The organism is Pseudarthrobacter sp. TE3704, from assembly GCF_056279405.1.
This window is the reverse complement of sequence record NZ_JBWCCJ010000008.1, coordinates 212,242-233,947: the sequence shown is the minus strand read 5'-3', so window position 1 is coordinate 233,947 and position 21,706 is coordinate 212,242. Positions and strand designations below refer to the sequence as shown.

Below are 21,706 nucleotides of genomic sequence, written 5' to 3'. Positions count from 1 at the left end.
GAACGACCCCGCCGGTGTGTGGTTCTGCCCTAACCAACCAGCCCTCGGCGGGACATCGGGAGCACAGCCCGCGTACAGATCCACGCGAGCGCCGATCCCGTGAGCGGGACGGCCAGCACGAGCGTCAGCAGGTGCAGCCAGGGGATCTCCACGGCTGTCCGCATGTCCGTCGAGGCCACAATAAGCACTGCCGGCACCGCCCCGGCGATGGTACCGAGAGCGGCCCCAAGGCCGGAGGTGAGCAGTGCCTGCGCCGCGGCGAGCCCCTTGCGAAGACGGGGTGAAGCCCCCACGCCGGCGAGGGTCACATGGTCGTTCCGCGCGTCAGCCAGTGCCAGGCCGGTGGTGATGCCGGCGGCGCTGAGCGTTATCAGTGCGCTGGCAGCCACGATCAACCAGAACATCCACTGGTTGTCCTGTGAGACTCCCGGCTCCGCCCAGAACCCGGCACCTGGCTGCTTGTAAACAGCTGCCACTGCCGCGGCCGCCGCGTCAGCTTCGGCGGCTGACGGCCGCCTGTCCAGCTGGACCAGCAGCTCGGCCGGTTCAGCCCGCAGGTCCAAGCGTTCCGCTGTCTCCGGCGAAACAAAGCCGTAGTAAGGCACGGCTTCACGTGGTTCCACTGCCGTCGCGGGCAAGGAGGTGCTGCTGACCGTCCGGTGGACCATCGAGCCGTCCGACGGCGACTGCAGCTGGGTGCGGACGTCCTGTCCCTGCAGCACAACTTTTCCGTCCTGGACAAAGACCGGATTGGTCACCACCATGCCACCGGCATCCAGCACCCGAAGGGCTTCGGCGCCTGCTTCCGCGCCCAGCATCATCCGGATGTCCTCCGCACCTCCCACCACGATTCCCCTCGGCGAACCGGACTCACGGATCATGGAGCCGCGGCAGCGCCAGTCTTCGGGGTCCACAACCCTCCGCTGCGGCGTCATCGGACATTCATGCTCCTCCGGGACAGCCAGGGAATAGAGGATGCAGTTCGAATCTTCTGTCCGCACGGGGACCGTCATGTCCACCTCGGGGCCAAATTCGCAGTCAATCGGTGCCGGCGCCGTGATGACCCTGGTCCAGGCAACTGCGCCGACCGCCTTCCCGACGCGGGATGAGAGCTCAGCCGGGTCCACTTTCATCGGCGGCTGGCGGCTGCCGTCCGCGGGGACCGGGGCGTCCATCACCAACGGAAGGCGCGCCTGGTTTTCCAGGGCACTCCACCAATGGTTGTCCCGCATCCAGGTCTGCTGGGTGGCCGACAGCACCAGGCCGGCGCTGGCCAGCGTGGCCGCAGCCAGTACAGCTGCCACTGCCGGCACGGTCCGTCCGCGGTTTCGGGCCGAGTCCCGGGCCGCCATCCTGAGGGGCAGGGACAACCATTGCGTCCGGGATGTCAGGCGGACGGTCAGCCAGCCAGTCAGCAGCACCAGCGCGGCCACGGCCAGCACTGCCCCGCCGATCAGCAGCGTGGCCACCAGTGGAAGCTGTTCTGCCTGCCGGTCCGGGTCCTTCGCTGACTGGCCCAGCAGCCAGCCGGCGGCCAGCAGCCCAACCGCCGTCACCAGCAGCACCGCCCCTGTGATACTCGTCCGCTTTCCCTTTCCTGCGGGAGCGCGCCCGGACTTGAGGGCACCGAGCACCGCCTGGCGGGCTACCTGTCCGGCAGGAGCCACCGCGGCGAGGATGCAGGCGGCCAGCCCCATGAGCATTGCAACCGACGTCAGCAGTATGTCCGGGTGCACTCCTGCCAGCCGGGCGGAGCCTGTAGCCCGGACCCAGAGCACGACGACTGCTGCCGCCCCGACTCCCAGGCCTGCGCCTGCCACGACGGCAATGGCCCCGAGCCACAAGCCGGCCGCCGTTACGACAGCCCGGACAGTCGGCGTCTCAGCCCCGGATGCAGCCAACAGCGCGAGTTCCCGCACTTGCCTCTTGGCGCCCACCGCGAAGGCCGCGCCGGCAAGCAGGCCAACCTCCAGGAGGGCAAGGGCTCCGAGCAGGCCGAAGGAAGCGTAGAGGGTCAGCGTTTCCGTCGACTGGTACCTGGGCTGTGCACCACTGACCACCCGCTGGTCCAGGGGCGGTGGATTAAGCACCACGCTGCGGGACAGCACCGCGACACCCTGGCGGTTCGCCTCCCTGACCTGCTGCCAGGTGACGGGCTCCGATCCCACCAGGTAGTAGGACACCGACTGGGGCAGCTCACGCTCCCGGCCCAGGACAGCAGGCGCTACTTGACCGGGCTGAACGTAAAGGAAGCTGTTGTTGTCGGAGGCGTCCGCGTCACGAAGGGTGCCCACCGGCACAAACGTTCCTGCCGACGTCGTAAATTCCTCGCCGAAGTCCAGGTGGAAGCGTTCCAGCAGCCCGCGCGACACCAGGACTTCCTGGCTGGATTCGGGAGCGCGGCCATCGAGGAGGGTGAACTTGCCTGTGAACGCGGGATTCAGCGCGTCCACCTGCACACCGTTCAGCGACACCAGCGCTTCCCCAACGGTGGTGGTGAGCTGCAGTTGGCGCATCGGCAGCACCTCGTAGCCTTCCGGAAGCAATTCTTCAGGCGGCGTGGCGATGAAGTCGGGGTCCGCGTTCCCTGTGCTGGACGCCACCACGACGTCGTTCAGCGGGTCCTGGATTGATTCGGCGTTGACCGACGCCAAGGCACTGAACCGCGCCTGCGCGTTGCCCAGTTCGTACCGGACGATCTCCTCCGGCGTGCGCTGCGAGCTCTGGTACAACGTGGCAGCCCCGGTCATTCCGGCCACCGGCAGCATGATCAGCAGCACGATCAGGAACGACCGTCCCCGGTGCCGCCGGATGTCCCGCCGGGCCATCCGCAGGGCAACCCGGAAACTGCTCCGGCGCCCTCCCGGCGCCGCAGTGAGGTCCAGGGGCATCAGTGGCCGGCCTGCGAGAGCAGCAGTGCAGGATCGTGCATGGCGGTTGCCTGGTCCACGATCCGCCCGTCGCGGAGGAACACCACGCGGTCGGCCCAGGCCGCGTGCCTCGCTTCGTGGGTGACCAGCATGACGGCCGCGCCCGCATCAGCCCGCGAGCGCAGCACCTCCATAACTCCCTGGCCGGTGGTCGAATCCAGTGCGCCCGTTGGCTCATCGGCGAGGATCAGGCGCCGCTTCCCCACCACGGCCCGCGCGATGGCCACCCGCTGCTGCTGGCCACCGGACATCTGGTCCATGAAGCGGTCCGCGAGTTCCGGAATCCCCACCTGGCGGAGGGCATCCGCCGCCTGCCTCTGGGCCTTCTTTGAAGCGGTACCGTCCAGTTCCAGGGGCAGCGCCACGTTTTCGGCGGCGGTCAGCGTGGGAACCAGGTTGAAGTCCTGGAAAACGTATCCCACCGCACGCCGGCGCAGGCGGGCCAGCTCATTGAGACCCAACGCGGCCAGGGGGGTTGACTCCACAAAGACTGCGCCCGACGTCGGCCGGTCCAGTCCCCCGGCCAGGGCAAGGAGCGAGGACTTTCCCGAGCCCGACGGTCCCATGACCGCAACAAACTCGCCTGCGCTGATGGCAAGGTCCACGTCCCGAAGCGCGGCCACCGCCGTCGCGCCTTCCCCAAACGTCCTGCTGACCTTGGCGAGTTCCAGGACCTGCTGCGGCCCCCGGACGCTCACCGGCGGCTGTCCGCGTTGAGCGGGGTGACGTCTTCCGTGACCCCGTTGGACGTTTTGCGTGCCGCACCCGTGCCGGCTGACTGCGCCTGCTGTACCATCCGGGCCTCGCAGAGGTCCAGCCAGCGGACCTCCGCTTCCGTTTGAAAGATCAGGGAGTCAAGGACCAGCAGCCATGCGGTATCACCGCTGCGCTGGCTGGCCGCCGTGTCCCTGCGGGCCTTGGTGTAGTCCTGCAGCGACCTGATTGACGCCACCCGCTGGGCCTGGATGATCCCCTGGACGTCCACCCCCGGGAGGGTGACGGCGAGCGCGAGCTTGATGGCGAGCTCATTCCGCGGCGGGTTGGTTCGCTCCACCGGCGCCGCGAACCAGCTCTGCACCTCCGCCTTGCCCGCAGCCGTGATGCTGTACACCACGTGGCCCTCGCCGTCGTCGCCCTCCTTGGCAACAAGGCCGTCCCGCTCGAGCCGGTCCAACGTGGTGTACACCTGCCCGATGTTGAGCGGCCAGGTGGCGCCGGTCCGGTTTTCGAACTCGACCCGCAGCTGGTAGCCGTAACGCGGCTGGTCCTGCAACAGGGCGAGGAGGCTGTGACGGATGGACATGCTGCTCCTTCGGCTGGTTACCGCCGGTATGCACGGACCCCCAAGACCCGTGCATACCGCGTATGCCTCGAAGCCTAGCCGAGCCGGCGCCACAGCACAATACTGAGTATCTAGTGCCTACATCAGGAGGAGGATCTTGCCTACATGGTCCCCGCTGTCGAAGTAACGGTGCGCGGCCTGCACCTGGTCCAGCGGGAACGTCTTTGCCACCAGGGGGCGGATCCGCCCGTCAGTGACCAGCGGCCATACGGCGTCCCTGACCGCGTTCATGATGGCGCCCTTTTCCTCGACGGGCCGGGGCCGGAGCGCCGTGGCCACCACTGCGGCGCGCTTCTTCAGGAGTTGCCCCAGGTCCAGTTCCCCCTTGGTGCCGCCCTGCAGGCCGATGACCACCAGGCGGCCGTAGTCTGCCAGGGCATCCACATTCTGCTGGAGGTACTTGGCTCCGACGACGTCGAGGATCACGTCCGCGCCTTTTCCGCCGTTCTGCCGGCGGAGGCTTTCCGGAAAATCCTCCTCGGCGTAGTTGATGGCAATGTCCGCGCCCAGGAAGGCTTTCGCGGTGCTGACTTTCTCATCAGTGCCTGCCGTGGTGGCCACCTTGGCGCCGAAAGCCTTGGCGAGCTGGATGGCCATGGTGCCGATTCCGCCGGTTGCACCGTGGATGAGGACCGTCTCCCCCGGCTGCAGCTGGGCCGTCATGATCAGGTTGGAATAAACCGTGGCGGAAACCTCCGGCAGCGAAGCGGCGGTCACCAGGTCAACGCCGTCGGGCACGCGCAGCACCTGCTCTGCCGGGACCGCCACCTGCTGTGCATAGCCGCCGCCGGCCAGCAGCGCCACCACCTTGTCGCCCAGCGAGAATGCCTTGGTAACCCCCGGGCCAAAGCCGGCGATCCGGCCGGAAACCTCCAAGCCCGGGATGTCCGACGCGCCGGGAGGCGGCGGGTAAAAGCCCCGCCGCTGCTGCACGTCCGCGCGGTTCAGGCCGGCGGCAACCACGTCGATCAGCACCTCGCCGGGGCCCGGCACCGGCGCCTCCACCTCGCGGACCTCGAGGGCTTCCGGGCCGCCCGGTTCCGATATGTAGACGGCTTTCATAAACCACTTCCGTTCCTGACTGAATACTGGCTGCAACCAGTGTGCACCGGCAGCCTTCCGGGCTCTGTTTTGTTGCAGGCAAGTGCCTATGAAACACTACTAGTTGAGGAAGGTTGTCCGAGCGGCCGAAGGAGCTAGTCTTGAAAACTAGTGTGCGGTAACCCCGTACCAAGAGTTCGAATCTCTTACCTTCCGCAAAGAAGACCCCTGTCCGCCAGCATGCTGGCCGGCAGGGGTCCTTTGTTTTAAGCCTGGCCTTGTCCCTCGGGTGAGGCGCATCGATTCCGCCGGGCCAGCCACACCTTTTCCGACCGCTTGTTGCCGCCCCGTAAATTCTTTGGACTTATCCGCGGCACACTCCTTTTCTGGAAACTACCGACGGGTATTCTTTGTGATGGCCGGCACATTTGGGGGAAGGCGCCGGCCACAAAACCAAAGCCAGCAGCATCACCGGAACCGGGCTACGGGGGCTCCAGGCCGGTGGGTGGCACGTTCCGCTGGGGAACGTCCCACCGAATGCACGCTCTATCCACCCTGCGTTCATTCAGCGCTGTTGTGATGTGCCGGAAACCACTTGACCAGGAGCAGGGTCCGGGGCCACTTGTCCGTCGGTACAACCCGGACACACTCCATCGGGTCCCCACCGGGACACCCTATGAAAGTAAGAGCGGATGCATCAAACACCTTGGAAGCTAGCGCTGGGAACAGCCTTGTCCGCGGGGCTCATCGCAGCTCCACTGGCAGTTGTCCCGGCGGCCGCGGAGGTCTCAGCCGCGGCAGGCAGCTCGCCCGTTGTGATCAACGAGGCCTACCTCAGCGGCGGCAGCAGCGGCGCCGCCTACAAGAACAAATTCGTGGAGCTCTACAACACCTCTGACGTTGCGGTATCCCTGGACGGCTGGTCGTTGCAGTACCGCTCCGCCACCGGCGCTGCCGCACCAACCGGTGTGGCCCCGCTGTCCGGGTCCATCCCCGCCAAGGGCCACTACCTGGTGCAGGGCGGAAGCAACGGGACCACCGGCGCCGACTTGCCGGCCGCCGACCTCGTGGCGGGCGCCCTCAACGTCAGCGGCAGCGGAGGTACCATCGTCCTCGCAAAGCAGCCAACCGCCGTCGGACTTTCCACCGGTTCGCAGGTGGAGCCCGCCGGTGTAGCCGACCTCCTCGGCTATGGAACGTCCAACACCTACGAGACCCTGGCAGCCGCCGCCCCCGCGGGCAACACTGACGTCAAGAGCCTCAACAGGACCAGCGGAGCGGACACCAACAGCAACACTGCAGACTTCGCACTCAGCGCCGCGATCACCCCCACCCCCTCCAGCGGAACTGCCCCGGACCCCGGTCCCACACCGGAACCGACTCCCGATCCGGTGATCAAGACCATCGCCGACATCCAGGGAACCGGTGCCGGAAGCCCCCTGGTGGGTGCCACTGTCACCACCACCGGCAAAGTTACTGCGGCGTTCCCCACCGGCGGGCTGAACGGCTACTACATCCAGACGGCCGGCACCGGCGGAGACCTTCCGGCCGCCACCCATGCCGCATCGGACGGCATCTTCGTCTACTCCCCGGCCACCGTAGCCTCCGTCCAGATTGGTGACTACGTGCAGGTGACCGGCACGGTGGCCGAGTACTACGGGATGACGCAGCTGAATGTCACCGCCGCCGCAGGGCTGGCCAAGCTGACCGAAGCTGCCCCTGAAGTGAAGCCGACCATTTTCAGGTTGCCGGCCAACGAGACGTTCCGGGAATCCCTCGAAGGAATGCTCCTGGCACCCCAAGGGCCATTGACCGTCACTGACAACTACAGCCTCAACCAGTACGGCGAGATCGGCCTGGCAGGAGGCACCACTCCCCTGGTCCAGCCCACCGCGGTGGCGCCGTTCGGCACGCCGGAGCATGCCGCCGTCGTGGCCGAAAACACCGCCCGCGGCATCAAGTTCGATGACGGCTCCAGCACCAACTTCCTGCGGGACGCAGCCACCAAAGCAACGGTCCTGCCGTATCTGACCACGGAAGACCCCGTCCGCGTGGGTTCCCCCGCCACGTTCACCACCAACGTCGTCCTGGGCTACGCCAACAACGCCTGGAAGCTCCAGCCGCTGACGCACCTGACCGGCACCAACAAGGCCACCGTCCAGCCGGCGGGCTTCGGTGCCACCCGGACGGACGCCCCGGCTGCGGTGGGCGGCAATGTGAAGATTGCTTCCTTCAACGTGCTCAACTATTTCCCCACGACGGGCGACGCCCTGGCCGGATGCACGTTCTACGAGGACCGTGACGGCAACCCCATCACCGTCAGTGGCGGCTGTGACGCCCGGGGTGCGGCCAACGCCGAGAACTTCCAGCGGCAGCAGGACAAGATCGTGTCCGCCATTACCAAGTCGGGGGCAGACCTTGTCACCCTCATGGAGATTGAAAACTCCGCGCAGTTCGGAAAGAACCGCGATGATGCCCTGTCCAAGCTTGTGGACGCCCTGAACACTGCCACCCCCGGTATCTGGGACTACGTTCGCTCGCCCGCCAACGCGCCGCCGCTAGCGGACGAGGACACGATCCGCACCGCCTTCATCTACAAGAAGGCCGTGGCCGAACCGGTGGGCGAATCGATCATCCACAATGACACGGTTGCCTTCGCGAGTGCCCGCAAGCCGTTGGCCCAGGTCTTCAAGCCCGTGGGCGGCGGTGCCGGCACCGAATTCATCGCCATCGCCAACCACTTCAAGTCCAAGGGATCAGCTGCAACCCCGGACGACACGGACAAGGGGCAGGGCGCCTCGAACCTGGCCCGTACCGCCCAGGCCAGGTCACTGCTGGATTTCGCCACCTCCCTGCAGTCCGCCAAGGGTACGGACAAGGTGTTCCTGATCGGCGACTTCAACGCGTACGGCAAAGAAGACCCCATCAACGTCTTCACATCCGCGGGATACGTCAACCAGGACGACAAGGCGCGCAACGCCGACGGTTCTGCCAAGCATTCCTACCTTTTCGGCGGGATGGTCGGCTCCCTCGACCACATCCTGGCCTCCCCTGCCGCCAATGCCGTGGTCACGGGTGCGGACATCTGGAACATCAACTCCGTGGAGTCCGTGGCGCTGGAGTACAGCCGCTACAAGAACAACGTCACCAACTACTACGCGCCGGACCAGTTCCGGGCCAGCGACCATGATCCGGTGGTGGTGGGCCTGAACCTGACTTCTGCGCCTGCCACGGTGGACCTGAATTTCCTGGGCATCAACGACTTCCACGGCCGGATCGATACCAACACGGTCCAGCTCGCAGGAACCATCGAAAAGCTCCGCGCGGCCGCAGCTCCGGGTGCCACAGCGTTCCTTTCGGCCGGTGACAACATCGGCGCCTCGCTGTTTGCCTCCGCTGTCGCCAAGGACCAGCCCACCATCGACGTGCTCAACGCCCTGGAGCTTCGGGCCTCCGCCGTGGGCAACCACGAGTTCGACGGCGGCTGGGCGGACCTCCGGGACCGCGTCATCGCCGGTGGCAGCAACGCGAAGTTCCCCTACCTGGGAGCCAACGTGTACCGGAAGGGCACCACGCAGCCCGTGCTGCCGGAGTTCACGGTGCTGGAGCTGAACGGCATCAAAGTGGCGGTGATCGGCACCGTCACCCAGGAGGTCCCCTCGCTGGTGACCCCGGCCGGTGTGGCCGACCTTGAATTCGGTGACCCGGTGGACGCCATCAACCGCGCGGCCGCCAGGATCACGGCGGAAAACCTTGCCGACGTGATCATCGTGGAAAACCACGACGGCGCCGGCTCGGGAGTTGTGGAAGGTGCCACGCTGGAGGAGGAAGTCGCAGCCGGCGGCCCCTTCGCCAAACTGGTCACCGAAACATCCGCCGACGTGGACGCCATCTTCACCGGCCACACGCACAAGGAATACGCGTGGGATGCCCCTGTTCCGGGCAGTGAAGGCAAGACACGCCCCATCGTGCAGACCGGCAACTACGGCGAGAACGTGGGGCAGATCCAGCTCACCGTTGACACCGCCACCAAGCAGGTCACCGGGTACAAGGCCGGCAACGTCAAGCGCACCACGGACCCCGCTGCCGACCTCATTGCGGCCTACCCGCGGGTTGCCGCCGTCGATGGGATCGTCCAAAAGGCCCTGGCTGGCGCCGCGGTCATCGGCAACCAGCCCGTAGGCACCGTTACTGCGGACATCACCACGGCTTTCACTACGGACGCCACCGGAACCGCCAAGCGCGACGACCGCGCCAGCGAATCCACGCTGGGCAACCTGGTGGCCGACTCCCTGCTGGACTCGCTGAAGCCGGCCGAGCTGGGTGGTGCCGAAATCGGCGTGGTCAACCCGGGCGGGCTGCGGAACGAGCTCTATTACGCACCTGACGGCACCATCACTTACGCCGAAGCCAACGCGGTGCTTCCGTTCGTCAATAACCTGTGGACCACGTCCCTGACGGGAGCCCAGTTCAAGACGTTGCTGGAACAGCAATGGCAGACCAACGCGGACGGCACGGTTCCCAGCCGCGCCTACCTCCAGCTTGGCTTGTCCAAGAACCTGAACTACACCTACGACGCGGCCCGCCCGGCGGGTGACCGCATCACGTCGGTTCGTGTCAACGGAGAGCTGCTGGATCCGGCGAAGTCCTACCGGGTTGGTACCTTCAGCTTCCTGGCAACCGGCGGTGACAACTTCCGCATCTTCACGGACGGCACCAACACCCGCGACTCAGGACTGGTGGACCGGGACGCATGGATCGGCTACCTGCAGAAGAGCAGCCCCGTTTCACCCGACTTCGCCCGGCGTTCAGTAGCGGTCACCAACACGACGCCCGCCGAGGTCAAGCCCGGTGAGGCTGTGACGCTCACGGTCTCCAAGCTGGACCTGACATCGCTCGGCAGCCCGGTCAACACCGCGTTGTCGGCCGTGTTCACCGACTCGGCAGGTACTGTCACGCAGCTGGGCACGGTGCCCATCACTGCGGGTACTGCCAACGTCAGCCTCGCGGTTCCCGCAGGAGCGGCAGCCGGCCCGGCCACGCTGGTACTCACGGCAGCCGAATCCGGCACGGCAGTTACCGTGGACGTGCGGGTGGCTGCAGGCGGCAGCGTCCCGCCGGTCTGCATGGCACCTGAAAAGCCGGCCAGGTGGTACGACGCCCTCGGCTGGATCCGCTACGGAATCGCCTGGCTGCAGTACCAGGCCTGCCTCCGCGGCTGATCGGCGGCTCCGGCTGACTGCCGGGCTTCCGCCCGGCATCAGCCACCCCGTAAACCGACGCTCTCTCACATATTGCAGGTTTTCGCCCGACGCTCTTTCACTCCGGTGAGAGAGCGTTGGGCATTTGGGCGCCAAGGATGAGAGAGCGTTGGGGGTTTAGGCGCCAGAGGTGAGAGAGCGTTGGGCGTTTGGCTGCAGGACGTGAGAGAGCGTCCGGGGTGGTGTCAGGAACCCAGGATGGCGGCGGCGATCTCGTCGGCGTCCCGGAGTGTCCGCTGGCCGCTGCGGTACACCGGCCCGCCGGGCTGGACCGCTTCGGCGGCAATGGCCGGCCCCCACTGGGTGGAGGACAGCTGCAGGCCCAGCACGTACAGGCCCTCGGTGACGGACCCGTTCGCCGCGACCGGGCGGTACGGGTGCGGCACCACGTCCAGGCCCGTGGACTGCACCGGCGCGCCTTCCGCCGTCATCATGAGCCGGGGCCGGACCGCGCCGTCGGCCAGGAGCTGCTCCAGCAGGGGTGAATCGTTGGCCGAGACCCTGTTGCCGGGTGCGAGCGCCTCCACCATGGTGGGGGCCGACACCGGGGCCCCACTCACCCACGGCGAGGACGCGGTAAACATCCGGTTCCGGCGGTCAACACCGAACTTTGGGTCCGGGCCCACAAAGCTGACAACTCCGGCACGCGCCAAGGCCGCCAACTGCTCCGAGCGCAGGGCCGGCGGCCCGCTGGCCAGGCCTTCCACGAAGGACTCGAACCAGCCACGCAGCCCGGCCACCCACGATTCATCGGTGATGCCGCCGTCGGCCACTGCCGTCTTGAGGACAGCACGTCCGTGATGGAGGGCGCCGATGGCCATCTTGACGGGGTCATCCTCCCCCAGGGCGGAGCGTCGGGCATCATCCAGCAGGTACTCCACCACAGCGGCATCAAGTTCTGCGCGCGACGCAAAGGAACGCCCGGCCAGCGGCGCCGCGAGTCCGGGGAGGTCCAGCCGGTGCCGGGGCCCCACATGGATGGCAAGCACGCTCTCCACACTGTCCTCCCAGTTGGCCGCGCTGTGGGCGTGGGGATGCAGCGCCTCGTCGAGGGCGGCAAGGAAGGCAGCAGTATCCGGGACGGCGCCGGGCTGCGAGCGCACCAGGGTTGAGTAGTAGGCCCAGAGGGTGTCGCGGTGCAGGAGAGGCCACAGATCGTGGTCGAACCCGGGGCGGATGCCGGCCTTGCGGAAGCGCTCCAATGCCGCTTCGGTGAAGTACCGGAGGGTTACCGAGCGCGGGTAGTAGCCTTCCAGCGCCGCCTTGGCACGGTATGGGGTTCCGCGCCGGGACGCCGCGATGATGAGCGGTTCCTGGCCGGACGGTTCATACTCCAGCCGTCCGCCGCTGGTGACGAACTTTCCGCCGCGGCCCTCGGTGAGCTGGACCATGGTGTCGAAGAAGTTCAGGCCCATGCCGCGGACCAGGACCGGTTCGCCGGCCGGGATCTGTGACCAGTCCACGTCGGCCGGCACAGCCGGCGGCAGGTATCGCAGGCCCAGCTGCCCGGCGGAGGCCTGGAGTTCCCGCTGTTCCGGGTTCAGCCGGGACGGGATGTGACCTAGCGCCAGGACCACTGAATTGGTGCGGAGGGTAGCGCCGGTGGCCAGGCCGACGTCGAACGTTTCGTCCCCTGAGGGGCGCACCGACAGGGCGGTCGTTTCGTGGAAGTCGATAGTGACGCCGTCGGGCGCCTTGTCCAGCAGATCCGCCAGGGTGCAGCGAAGGTACCTGCCATACAGGGCGCGGCTGGGAAAATCGTTGGCCCCCAGCACGGCAAGTTCGGCCCGCTCGTCCGCTGTGAGGAACGGGAGCGGGTGGTGCTGCTGCCGGGCACGCCACTGCTCAAAGGTGGTGCCGGCCACCGGCGCCGGAAGTGACGGGTCCTCCGGAATCAGCGTGGGGTAGAAAGACTGGGTGTTCATCAGGAACAGCCGCGACTGCTCCGGCTGCCAGACGTGCCCGGAGCCGGCCGGGTAGGGGTCGATCACGTCGATGTGGAGCCGGATGGCGCCGCCCGTTGTGCCGGCTGCGTTCAACGCGGCGGTGTTGTGTGCGGCGGCGTGGGCGAGCAGGCGTTCCAGCACGCTGGTGCCGCGCGGTCCGGCACCAATAATGGCTGTCCGGATGCTCTGCGTTATTTCCACGGCATCCAGAGTACGGGCTGAAACCACGTCTGCGCTGAACGCTTGACTTGCCAGCCCCCGGGGATGTTGTTTGGATGGGGCGCATGACCACCACTGCAGCTGATTCAGCGTCCGTCCCAGGTTCCGGCCAGGCCACCCCCGGCAGCACGCCTGCGGGCACCGCACCCGAGCCTACGGATGAAAATGTCTGGCTCGAAGACATCTACGGCGAAGAGCAGCTTGCCTGGGTCAAGGAGCAAAACTCCCGCACCGAGGACCTGCTCGAGGACGCCGACTACGTGGAACTGGAAGGCAGGATCCTCGAGGTCCTGGACTCCACGGACCGCATCGCCATGGTGGGTAAGCGCGGGGACTGGTACTACAACTTCTGGAAGGACCAGCAGAACCCCAAGGGCCTGTGGCGCCGCACCACGTGGGAGAGCTACTGCACGGACTCGCCCGAGTGGGACATCCTGCTGGACGTGGACGCCCTGGCCGCCGCCGAAGGCGAGGAGTGGGTGTTCCATGGCGCAACGTTCCTCCGCCCCGCTCCCGGCGAGCCATACCGGCTGGCCCTGCTGGCGCTCTCCCCCGACGGCGGCGACGCCAACCGCTACCGCGAATACGACGTCGAGGCACGCGGCTTTGTGGACCCGTCCCGCGGCGGCTTTGACCTTCCGACGGCGAAGGGCAACGTGTCCTGGCTCGATGCGGATACGCTGCTGGTCGCCTCCACCGCCGACGGGCTCCCCAAGACTGCCTCTTCCTACGCCCGGACCGCGGTAACCCTCAAGCGCGGCGCCGGACTGCCGGGCGCACCCCGGCTCTTCGAGGTCCCCGAGGACCACATGATGGCGGTGGTGGCGCACGACTCCACCCCCGGCTTCGAACGCACCTTTGCCGTGGACTACATCGACTTCTTCAACCGCACCAACCTGGTGCTGCGGGACGGGGAGTGGGTGGCAATTGATGTCCCCACCGATGTCAATGTCAGCGCCCACCGGGAATGGCTGCTGTTCCGCCCGCAGCAGGACTGGGTCCTGGACGGAACCACCTACCCCGCCGGATCACTGCTGGCCGCCAACTTCGAGGACTACCTGGCCGGCGCCCGGGACGTCCTGGTCCTGTTCACCCCGGATGAGAGCACCTCGCTGCAGTCCTGGAGCTGGACCCGGAACTTCCTGCTGCTCAACCTCCTCCAGGACGTCTCGTCGCAGATCAGGGTCCTTGACCCGTCCCGCCCGGCTGGGCGAACCGCCAGCCAGAGCGGAACCGAAGGCGCCTGGGCCTCCACTCCCCTGGATGCCTGCCCGCCGCTGCACGACGTCAACGCCTACGCAGTGGACGACGAGGACGAGACTGCGGCCGACGGCGGTGCGGGCGACGACTTCTGGCTCGTCGCCACCGGGTTCACCACCCCCAGCACGCTGATGCGGGGCACGCTGGAACGCAACCACGGCGATGCCGGGACGCCCGGCGTGGTGAGCCGTCATGCGGCCGTGAAGACGTCGCCGTCGTTCTTCGCCGACGGTGACTACGAAGTACAGCAGCACTTCGCCGTCTCCGACGACGGCACACGCGTCCCCTATTTCCAGGTGGCCGCGCGGAACCTGCCGCTCGACGGCCAGAACCCCACCCAGCTTTCCGGATACGGCGGGTTTGAGATTTCCCGTACGCCCTCCTACAGCGGCACGGTGGGCAGGGCCTGGCTGGAGCGCAGGACCACCGGCCGGCCGGGCGACGACGGCCAGACCCCGCACTCCCGCGGCGGCGTTTACGTGGTGGCCAACATCCGGGGCGGCGGGGAGTACGGCCCGGCCTGGCACCGGGCAGCCCTGCGGGAGAACAGGCACAAGGCGTTCCAGGACTTTGCCGCCGTGGCCCGCGATCTCATCTCGCGGGGCGTCACGTCACGGGAACGGCTGGGCTGCGTGGGCGGCTCCAACGGCGGACTGCTGGTGGGAAACATGCTCACCCAGTACCCGGAACTCTTCGGCGCCGTCTCGTGCGGCGTTCCCCTGCTGGACATGCGCCGCTACACCAGGCTGTCCGCGGGCCACTCCTGGATCGCCGAATACGGTGATCCCGACGTGCCGGAGCAGTGGGAGTTCATCAAGACGTTCTCTCCCTACCACCTGCTCAAGGACGGGGTGGAGTATCCGGAAACCTTCATCTGGACGGCGACGTCGGATGACAGGGTGGGCCCCGTCCAGGCCCGGAAGATGGCGGCGCGCATGCTGGCCATGGGCATTCCCAACGTGTGGTTCCACGAAGCCCTGGAGGGTGGCCACGCCGGCGCATCGGACAACCGGCAGGCCGCAGCGCTGCAGGCCCGCAGCCAGCATTTCCTGTGGAAGGCGCTGGCGGGCGGGACGGCGTGACCCCGGAGTTGTCGGTACGGCAGGCCGTGGTGGGTGACGTGGAACGGCTGGCGGTGGTGCACCTCCGCTGCTGGCAGGAAACCTACCGGGGCATGCTGTCCGACGCGCACCTCGCAGCAGCGGACCCTGCCGACAGAGCGGCCATGTGGCGGGGGTTGCTGGACCGGCCGGAGCCGGCCGGGGCGTGGGTGGCGTGCGACGGCGGCACGATAGTTGGGTTCTCCGGCGTCCGGCATGTGCCGGCGGACGATCCATGGCACGAGTCGCCGCCGCCGTCTTCCGGCGATCTTGAGTTGTGGGGGCTGTACCTGTTTGCCTCGCACCAGGGTCTCGGCCTGGGGCGGCGGTTGCTGGAGGCCGCCCTCGGCACCGCGGCCGCGTCACTCTGGGTTGCCGCGGACAACGGCAACGCCATCGCTTTCTACCGCAGGTTCGGCTTTGAACCGGACGGGGCCGTGGAAGTGATTCCCAGCTGGGAGAACCTCCGGGAGATCCGGATGGTCCGTCCGGCGCAGCCCGCCTCCTGACGTTGCCCGCGTCCTGCCGCCCTGTCCTGCGGCCGGCGGACAGCCGTTTTGCACTGCATGCCCCGATCTGCGTATCCTTGGTGGGCTAGGAATAGCAATTGGAGACGTGCCAGAGCGGCCGAATGGACTTCACTGCTAATGAAGGGTCGGGGTTAAACTCGACCGGGGGTTCAAATCCCCCCGTCTCCGCGTTTGGCCCCGGTCCTTGGACCGGGGCCTTTTGCGTATCCGGGGCTTGCGCAGCCTCATGTCCTGGTCTTGTTCGCCGATCCGAGCCGTCTGGATTCGGATTCGCGAACACGCTTCTGATCCAGCAGTGTTTCTGGAGATGCCCGTCGGGTGGCACCATAATCGGATGGCAGCAAGCGCACCTCACAACGGACCCGACGGTATCCGGCATGTGTGGAGCCCCCGCCTGGCCCTCCTGGTGGCGGCAACGTTCTTTATGGAGTTCCTGGACGGCACGGTCCTCACCACCGCCATCCCCAACATATCCGCGGATTTCCGGGTCCCCGCGGCCGACGTGAACATCACCATGACGGCCTACCTGCTGACCGTGGCCGTGGGCATTCCGATCAGCGGCTGGTTGGCCGAACGGTTCGGAGCCCGGCGGATCTTCTGCCTGGCCATCGCCGTCTTTACCGTGGCCTCGCTGGCCTGCTCGCTGAGCCAGGACCTGGCCACGCTGACCCTGAGCCGCATCGCCCAGGGGGCAGGCGGCGCGATGATGGTTCCGGTGGGAACCCTGCTGGTGCTCCGCGGCACCCCCAAATCCGAACTGCTCCGCGCCACTGCCTTCCTGGTGTGGCCGGGGCTCCTGGCACCGGTCCTTGCACCCTTGGTGGGCGGCGCACTGACCACCTACCTGTCCTGGCACTGGATCTTCCTGATCAACCTTCCCCTTGGCCTTGCTGCATTCCTTGCCGCGTTGAGGCTGGTGCCCCGGTCAGCAGGAGACCCGGGCCGCCGGCTCGACTGGGCCGGCCTGGTCCTCACCACGGTGGGCGTCGGCGCCCTGGTGGTAGGCCTGGAACTGGCGAGCGCCCACCCGGACACGCCCTGGGCCGGGATCAGCGCAGCATCCGGTGCCGCGTCGCTAGCCGCCGCCGTGCTGTGGATGCGCCGTACCCGGAATCCGCTGTTCAACCTGGACGTGTTCCAAACCCGGACCTTCCGGGCCATGGCGACGGGCGGTTTCGTCTACCGGCTCACCATCAGTTCCGTCCCCTTCCTGCTGCCGCTGATGTTCCAGGCAGGATTCGGCTGGTCCCCCATCCACGCCGGCATCATGGTGGCGGCAGTCTTCATCGGCAACATCGGCATCAAGCCGGCCACCACGCCGCTGATCCGGCGCTTCGGCTTCAAGGCCATGCTGGTGTTCGCGTCGCTGGCGTCGGCCGCAACCTTCGCCGCCTGTGCCCTGCTGACGCCCCAAACTCCCCAGGCCGTGATGTTCGCCCTGCTCGTCTGCAGCGGAGCCTTCCGGTCCATCGGCTTCTCGGCCTACGCCTCGGTGCAGTACGCGGACATCGTGCCGGCCCAGCTGACGTCCGCGAACACCGTCTCCGCCACGCTCGTTCAACTGGCCACGGGCGCGGGCATAGCGGTGGGGGCCCTGCTGATCCGGATCTTCGACGGGCTGGCCGCGTTTCCCCAGGACCCTGCGGGGCCATTCCGCGGGGCGTTCCTGGTCATGGCCGCCCTGATGCTCGCCAGCACCGTCGACAGCCTGTTCCTGCCGCGGCATGCGGGCGCTGAAGTCAGCCGGCCTGGAGTGAACAATCCTGTGCCCAGCGGTCCAGAAGTCAGCCGGCCTGGGCCAGGACCAGCGGAAGAACAGCTCCAGCCCCGGCCTGCCGAAGAGCGCGGCCCGCGACCGTAAGTGTCCACCGGCTGTCCGCCAAGTCATCAATGAGCATCACGCTTTGCCCCTGGATACCGCCCATCGCGGCTGCAAGCTCCGGCCCAACCACCAGACGGTCCCAGACCCCGGCCAGCCGATAGGCGCTGTTGCCGCCCCGGCCTCCGGTGGGGCCGCCATGCTCAAGCTGCAGCTCTCCAAGGTAGGGTATGCGGCCAATCTCCGAGATCCCCCTGGCAAGGGATCCGACCAGCTGGGGCTTGCTCCGGGACGGGACGCTGATAATGGCGGCGGGCCTCCCGGCCCCGCTCCAGCCCGGCGTACGCGAATCACCGGCACCCCATTCCCTCAGGACCTGGACACATGCCTGCAGCATCCCCGGGTCCACGGGCCGGTCCTCTGCGCCGGCAGCAAAAAGCTCACGCAAGGCACCGCCCCACCCCAGATCGGTGAGCCTGGCAAGGACACGCCCTTCTGCAAGGCCTTCACCGGGTTTGAGCTTGCCCTTCACCGGGACACCCAGGCGGTCCATACCGCTGGGCCATTGCAGCCGTACTTCCAGCACGCCACCCGCCCTGCTGAGGGTCTGGTTCGCCGCGGCCGTGGCATCGGCCGCCACCTCTGCCGGGAACCACCGCCCGGCGCAGTTGTCGCACCGCCCGCAGGGGTGCGCCGTTTCGTCGTCCAGGACCGACGTGATGTACTCCATCCGGCAGCCGGCCGTGTCCTGGTAGATGATCATGGAGTCCTGCTCGTCCACGCGGGCCTCGGCAATCCTCTGGTACCGCTCCGCGTCGTAGACCCACGGCTGCCCGGTGGACCGCCAGCCGCCGCCGACGCGTTCCACGGCACCGTCCACCGAAAGGACCTTCAGCAGCAGCTCGAGGGGAGTGCGGCGGAGGTCCACCCGCGCTTCCAGCGCCACGGTGGAGAGCGCCGTACCTGCCTCGGCCAGTGCAGTAAGGACAGCCGCCGCCTTTTCCTCCGACGGCATGGAGGCGGTGGCGAAGTACTGCCAGATCTCGCGGTCCTCCGAGCCGGGCAGCAGCAGGACGTCGGCGTTGGCTGCGCCACGTCCGGCTCGGCCCACCTGCTGGTAGTAGGCCACCGGCGAGGACGGTGCGCCGAGGTGCACCACGAAACCGAGGTCCGGTTTGTCGAATCCCATCCCGAGGGCAGAGGTGGCAACTAGCGCTTTGACCTGGTTGTCCTTCAGCAGCTGTTCGGCGCGTTCCCTGTCGGCGGGGTCGGTGCGGCCGGTGTAGGCAAGGACTTCGTGCCCCGCTTCGGCGAGGAGCCTGGCAGTGTCCTCCGCCGCGGAGACCGTCAACGTGTAGATGATGCCGCTGCCGGGAAGGTCGGACAGGTGCGTCAGGAGCCAGCCCAGGCGCTGCTTCGAGTCGGGCAGCGTCAAGACTCCCAGCCGCAGCGAATCGCGGCCCAGGGCGCCGCGGATGGTGAGGACCCCCGCTCCGAGCTGTTCCTCAATATCGTGCACTACCCGTGAATTGGCGGTTGCCGTGGTGGCGAGGACAGGGACCGACTCCGGCAGCCGGGTGATGAGATCAGCGATCCTGCGGTAGTCCGGGCGGAAATCATGGCCCCAGTCGGAGATGCAGTGTGCTTCGTCGATAACCAGCAGGCCGGTCCGCCGGATCAGTTCGGGCAGCTGGTTCTCGCGGAAGGAGGGATTGGTGAGCCGCTCAGGGGAGACCAGCAGGACGTCCACCTCGTTTGCGGCCAGCTGCTCCCTGACGGTGTCCCATTCGAGCTGGTTGGCGGAGTTGATGGCCACCGCGCGGACCCCGGCCCTGGCTGCGGCGGCCACCTGGTCGCGCATCAGGGCAAGCAGGGGCGAGACGATCAGGGTGGGACCGGCACCCCGGCGCCGCAGAAGCAGGGACGCGACGAAGTACACCGCCGACTTTCCCCAGCCGGTGCGCTGGACCACCAAAGCACGACGGCCGCCGTCCACCAGCGCCTCAATGGCTTCATACTGTCCCTCATGGAAACCGGCTTCGGGGTGTCCGACCAGCTCCCGGAGGACCTCCAGCGCCTGGTGGTGCGTTCCGGAGGCGGAAGAAGTTGAGCCGGCATGGGTGGCATCGGCAACGGCAACTGTTGAAGGGGGCGTGTCAGAGAACGTGGCGTGCTGGTTATCGACCATTGATTCAGTATCCCAGCCGGCTCCGACACCCGGCACCTCGGCAGCACGTATGTGGAAAGCCTGGACCAGTACCGACCGTCATATTCTGCAGCCCCCACCCCTCCTCCGCAGGCACCTTCCGCGTCCACGTAAGATAAAGCCCGTGACTAGCGAACAGACAACGACTTTTGATCTCTCGGCATCCTTCAAGGCCTACGACGTCCGTGGCATTGTGGGCGAGTCCATTACCGCCGAAATTGTCGAAGCCGTGGGGGCCGCTTTCGTGGACGTCCTGCAGCTCGAAGGCCAGACCATCCTGGTGGGCGGGGACATGCGTCCGTCCTCCCCCGAATTCAGCAAGGCCTTCGCCAACGGGGCAGCCACGCGCGGCGCCAACGTGGAGCTGCTGGACCTGATTTCCACCGATGAGCTGTATTTCGCCTGCGGTTTCCTCAACCGCGCCGGCGCCACCTTCACCGCCAGTCACAACCCGGCCGGCTACAACGGCATCAAGATGTCCAAGGCCGGCGCCGTCCCCATCTCATCCGAAACCGGACTCAAGGACATCCAGACCCTCGCCGAGCACTACCTCAACACCGGCTCCATCCCCGCCGCCGGCGCCCGGGGCCTGATCGGCGTCCGCGACGTCCTCAAGGACTACTCCGAGTACCTCCGCAAGCTGGTGGACCTTTCCGGCTCCCGGCCCCTGAAGGTTGTGGTGGATGCCGGAAACGGCATGGCCGGCCTCACCACCCCCGCGGTCCTGGGTGACGCCCTGCTCCCCAAGCTGCCCTTTGACATCATTCCCCTGTACTTCGAGCTGGACGGCTCCTTCCCCAACCACCCCGCCAACCCGCTGGAGCCGGAGAACCTTCGCGACCTGCAGGCGGCAGTGGTCGAGCACGGTGCGGACATCGGCCTGGCGTTCGACGGCGATGCCGACCGCTGCTTCGTGGTGGACGAGAAGGGCGAGCCCGTCTCGCCGTCGGCCATCACCGGCATGGTGGCCCGCCGGGAAATCGCCCGGGCCAAGGCCCTGGGTGAGACCACTCCCACGATCATCCACAACCTCCTCACCTCCCGTGCCGTATCCGAACTGGTGGAGCGCGACGGCGGCCGCGCCGTCCGCACCCGTGTGGGCCACTCGTTCATCAAGGCGGTCATGGCAGAGGAAGGCGCCGTGTTCGGCGGCGAGCACTCAGCGCACTTCTACTTCCGCGACTTCTGGAACGCTGATACCGGCATGCTGGCTGCTATGCATGTCCTCGCCGCTCTGGGTGAGCAGGACGGCCCCCTGTCAGAGCTCGGCCGTGAATACGAGCCCTACGTCAGCTCGGGGGAAATCAACTCAGAGGTGGACGACAAGCCCGCCGCCGTCGAGCGTGTGCGTGCAGCCTTTGCCGGCGAAGACATCACCATCGACACCATGGACGGCAGCACGTTTACGGCGAACGACGGCAGCTACTGGTTCAACCTGCGCCCGTCCAACACTGAACCGTTCCTGCGGCTCAACGCCGAAGCAACGGACCGCGGCACCATGGAACGGATCCGCGACCGCGTCCTGTCGATCGTCCGGGCCTAATCCGGGATGGCGGACCATACGGGGCCAGCTGCGGAAGAACAGGCCGGCTGGCGTGGTTCTGTTCCGGAGGGCACGGCGACTGACCTGGAGAACCTCCTGGGAACGGGCGTCAGCGCCGCCCAGGAGCAACTCCAGCGCAACGGCGGGTTCATGCCCTTCGCCCTGACGGTGCAGAACGACGGCGAGGTGCGGCTCGTGGCTGTCTCCCCGGCCGACGCGGCGGAGGGAACGGACGCGGACTTCGACGCCGACGCCATGATCAGTGACCTGCAGGCCCTGCTGCGGCAGAACCGGGACGACTTCCGGGCAGCGGCCGTGGTCTGCGACATCCTGCTGGTGGAAGAGGATTCAGACGCCATCCACGTGGCCGCGGAGCACCGGGACGGATCAGTTTTTGCTGCCGTACTGCCCTACGTAGCCAACCCGGCCACCAGGACCTGGGAGTTCGGCGAATTGGGTGCGGACACCAACGAACCCTCAATCTGGGTGGACTAGACCGCGGTCCGGCC

Annotated in this window: 12 protein-coding genes and 2 tRNA genes; 8 read left to right on the top strand and 6 right to left on the bottom strand. The window is 67.2% G+C overall.

Translation table 11 applies throughout. The annotated features are described in order from the left end of the window. Positions 1-29: 29 nt before the first annotated feature. The 4 genes from ACZ9BC_RS19925 to ACZ9BC_RS19910 all read right to left on the bottom strand — a co-directional run bounded on the left by ACZ9BC_RS19925 (position 30) and on the right by ACZ9BC_RS19910 (position 5,334). Complete coding sequence (locus tag ACZ9BC_RS19925) at positions 30-2,891, bottom strand: ABC transporter permease family protein (RefSeq protein ID WP_476247438.1); 2,862 nt, start codon at positions 2,889-2,891, stop codon at positions 30-32. After that, positions 2,891-3,628, bottom strand: coding sequence for an ABC transporter ATP-binding protein (locus tag ACZ9BC_RS19920; protein ID WP_079598295.1), 738 nt, complete (start codon positions 3,626-3,628; stop codon positions 2,891-2,893). Before ACZ9BC_RS19920 ends, ACZ9BC_RS19925 begins: the two co-directional genes overlap by 1 nt. Then, positions 3,625-4,233, bottom strand: a complete 609-nt coding sequence (locus ACZ9BC_RS19915; RefSeq protein WP_476247437.1) for a PadR family transcriptional regulator — start codon at positions 4,231-4,233, stop codon at positions 3,625-3,627. The genes ACZ9BC_RS19920 and ACZ9BC_RS19915 overlap by 4 nt, the downstream gene beginning before the upstream one ends. A 117-nt stretch (positions 4,234-4,350) precedes the next feature. Next, entirely contained in the window at positions 4,351-5,334 is a 984-nt protein-coding gene (locus ACZ9BC_RS19910; RefSeq protein WP_275729452.1) for an NAD(P)H-quinone oxidoreductase, read from the bottom strand. Between the two features lie 107 nt (positions 5,335-5,441). On the opposite strand from ACZ9BC_RS19910, the gene ACZ9BC_RS19905 reads away from it, so the two are divergent. After that, positions 5,442-5,529 (top strand) — tRNA-Ser (locus ACZ9BC_RS19905). A 476-nt stretch (positions 5,530-6,005) separates the two neighbouring features. Continuing rightward, on the top strand, positions 6,006-10,535 hold the full coding sequence (locus ACZ9BC_RS19900; RefSeq protein ID WP_476247436.1) for an ExeM/NucH family extracellular endonuclease: 4,530 nt from the start codon (positions 6,006-6,008) through the stop codon (positions 10,533-10,535). A 224-nt stretch (positions 10,536-10,759) separates the two neighbouring features. Here ACZ9BC_RS19900 and ACZ9BC_RS19895 read toward each other — a convergent pair whose 3' ends face one another. Beyond that, positions 10,760-12,721: an FAD/NAD(P)-binding protein gene (locus ACZ9BC_RS19895; protein ID WP_476247435.1), complete on the bottom strand. Its 1,962-nt coding sequence runs from the start codon at positions 12,719-12,721 to the stop codon at positions 10,760-10,762. 83 nt (positions 12,722-12,804) lie between these two features. On the opposite strand from ACZ9BC_RS19895, the gene ACZ9BC_RS19890 reads away from it, so the two are divergent. From ACZ9BC_RS19890 to ACZ9BC_RS19875, 4 genes are all read left to right on the top strand, one after another. Further along, complete coding sequence (locus ACZ9BC_RS19890) at positions 12,805-15,081, top strand: prolyl oligopeptidase family serine peptidase (RefSeq protein ID WP_476247434.1); 2,277 nt, start codon at positions 12,805-12,807, stop codon at positions 15,079-15,081. Further along, a complete protein-coding gene (locus ACZ9BC_RS19885; RefSeq protein WP_476247433.1) occupies positions 15,078-15,608 on the top strand; it encodes a GNAT family N-acetyltransferase in 531 nt (176 codons plus the stop codon). The genes ACZ9BC_RS19890 and ACZ9BC_RS19885 overlap by 4 nt, the downstream gene beginning before the upstream one ends. A gap of 100 nt (positions 15,609-15,708) precedes the next feature. Beyond that, a tRNA-Ser gene (locus ACZ9BC_RS19880) sits at positions 15,709-15,797 on the top strand. A 166-nt stretch (positions 15,798-15,963) separates the two neighbouring features. After that, positions 15,964-17,490, top strand: a complete 1,527-nt coding sequence (locus ACZ9BC_RS19875) for an MFS transporter (RefSeq protein WP_476247432.1) — start codon at positions 15,964-15,966, stop codon at positions 17,488-17,490. On the opposite strand, the gene ACZ9BC_RS19870 is transcribed toward ACZ9BC_RS19875, so the two are convergent. Further along, positions 17,414-19,636: a RecQ family ATP-dependent DNA helicase gene (locus ACZ9BC_RS19870; RefSeq protein WP_476247431.1), complete on the bottom strand. Its 2,223-nt coding sequence runs from the start codon at positions 19,634-19,636 to the stop codon at positions 17,414-17,416. The two genes, ACZ9BC_RS19875 and ACZ9BC_RS19870, sit on opposite strands and share 77 nt — an antisense overlap. Before the next feature lie 142 nt (positions 19,637-19,778). Between ACZ9BC_RS19870 and ACZ9BC_RS19865 the strand changes: the two genes are divergently transcribed. Both ACZ9BC_RS19865 and ACZ9BC_RS19860 read left to right on the top strand, forming a co-directional pair. Then, positions 19,779-21,197: a phosphomannomutase/phosphoglucomutase gene (locus ACZ9BC_RS19865; protein WP_476247430.1), complete on the top strand. Its 1,419-nt coding sequence runs from the start codon at positions 19,779-19,781 to the stop codon at positions 21,195-21,197. A 6-nt stretch (positions 21,198-21,203) separates the two neighbouring features. Further along, positions 21,204-21,692 carry a hypothetical protein gene (locus ACZ9BC_RS19860; RefSeq protein WP_476247429.1) on the top strand — a complete coding sequence of 163 codons (489 nt, stop codon included), beginning with the start codon at positions 21,204-21,206 and terminating at the stop codon, positions 21,690-21,692. Positions 21,693-21,706 lie beyond the last annotated feature (14 nt).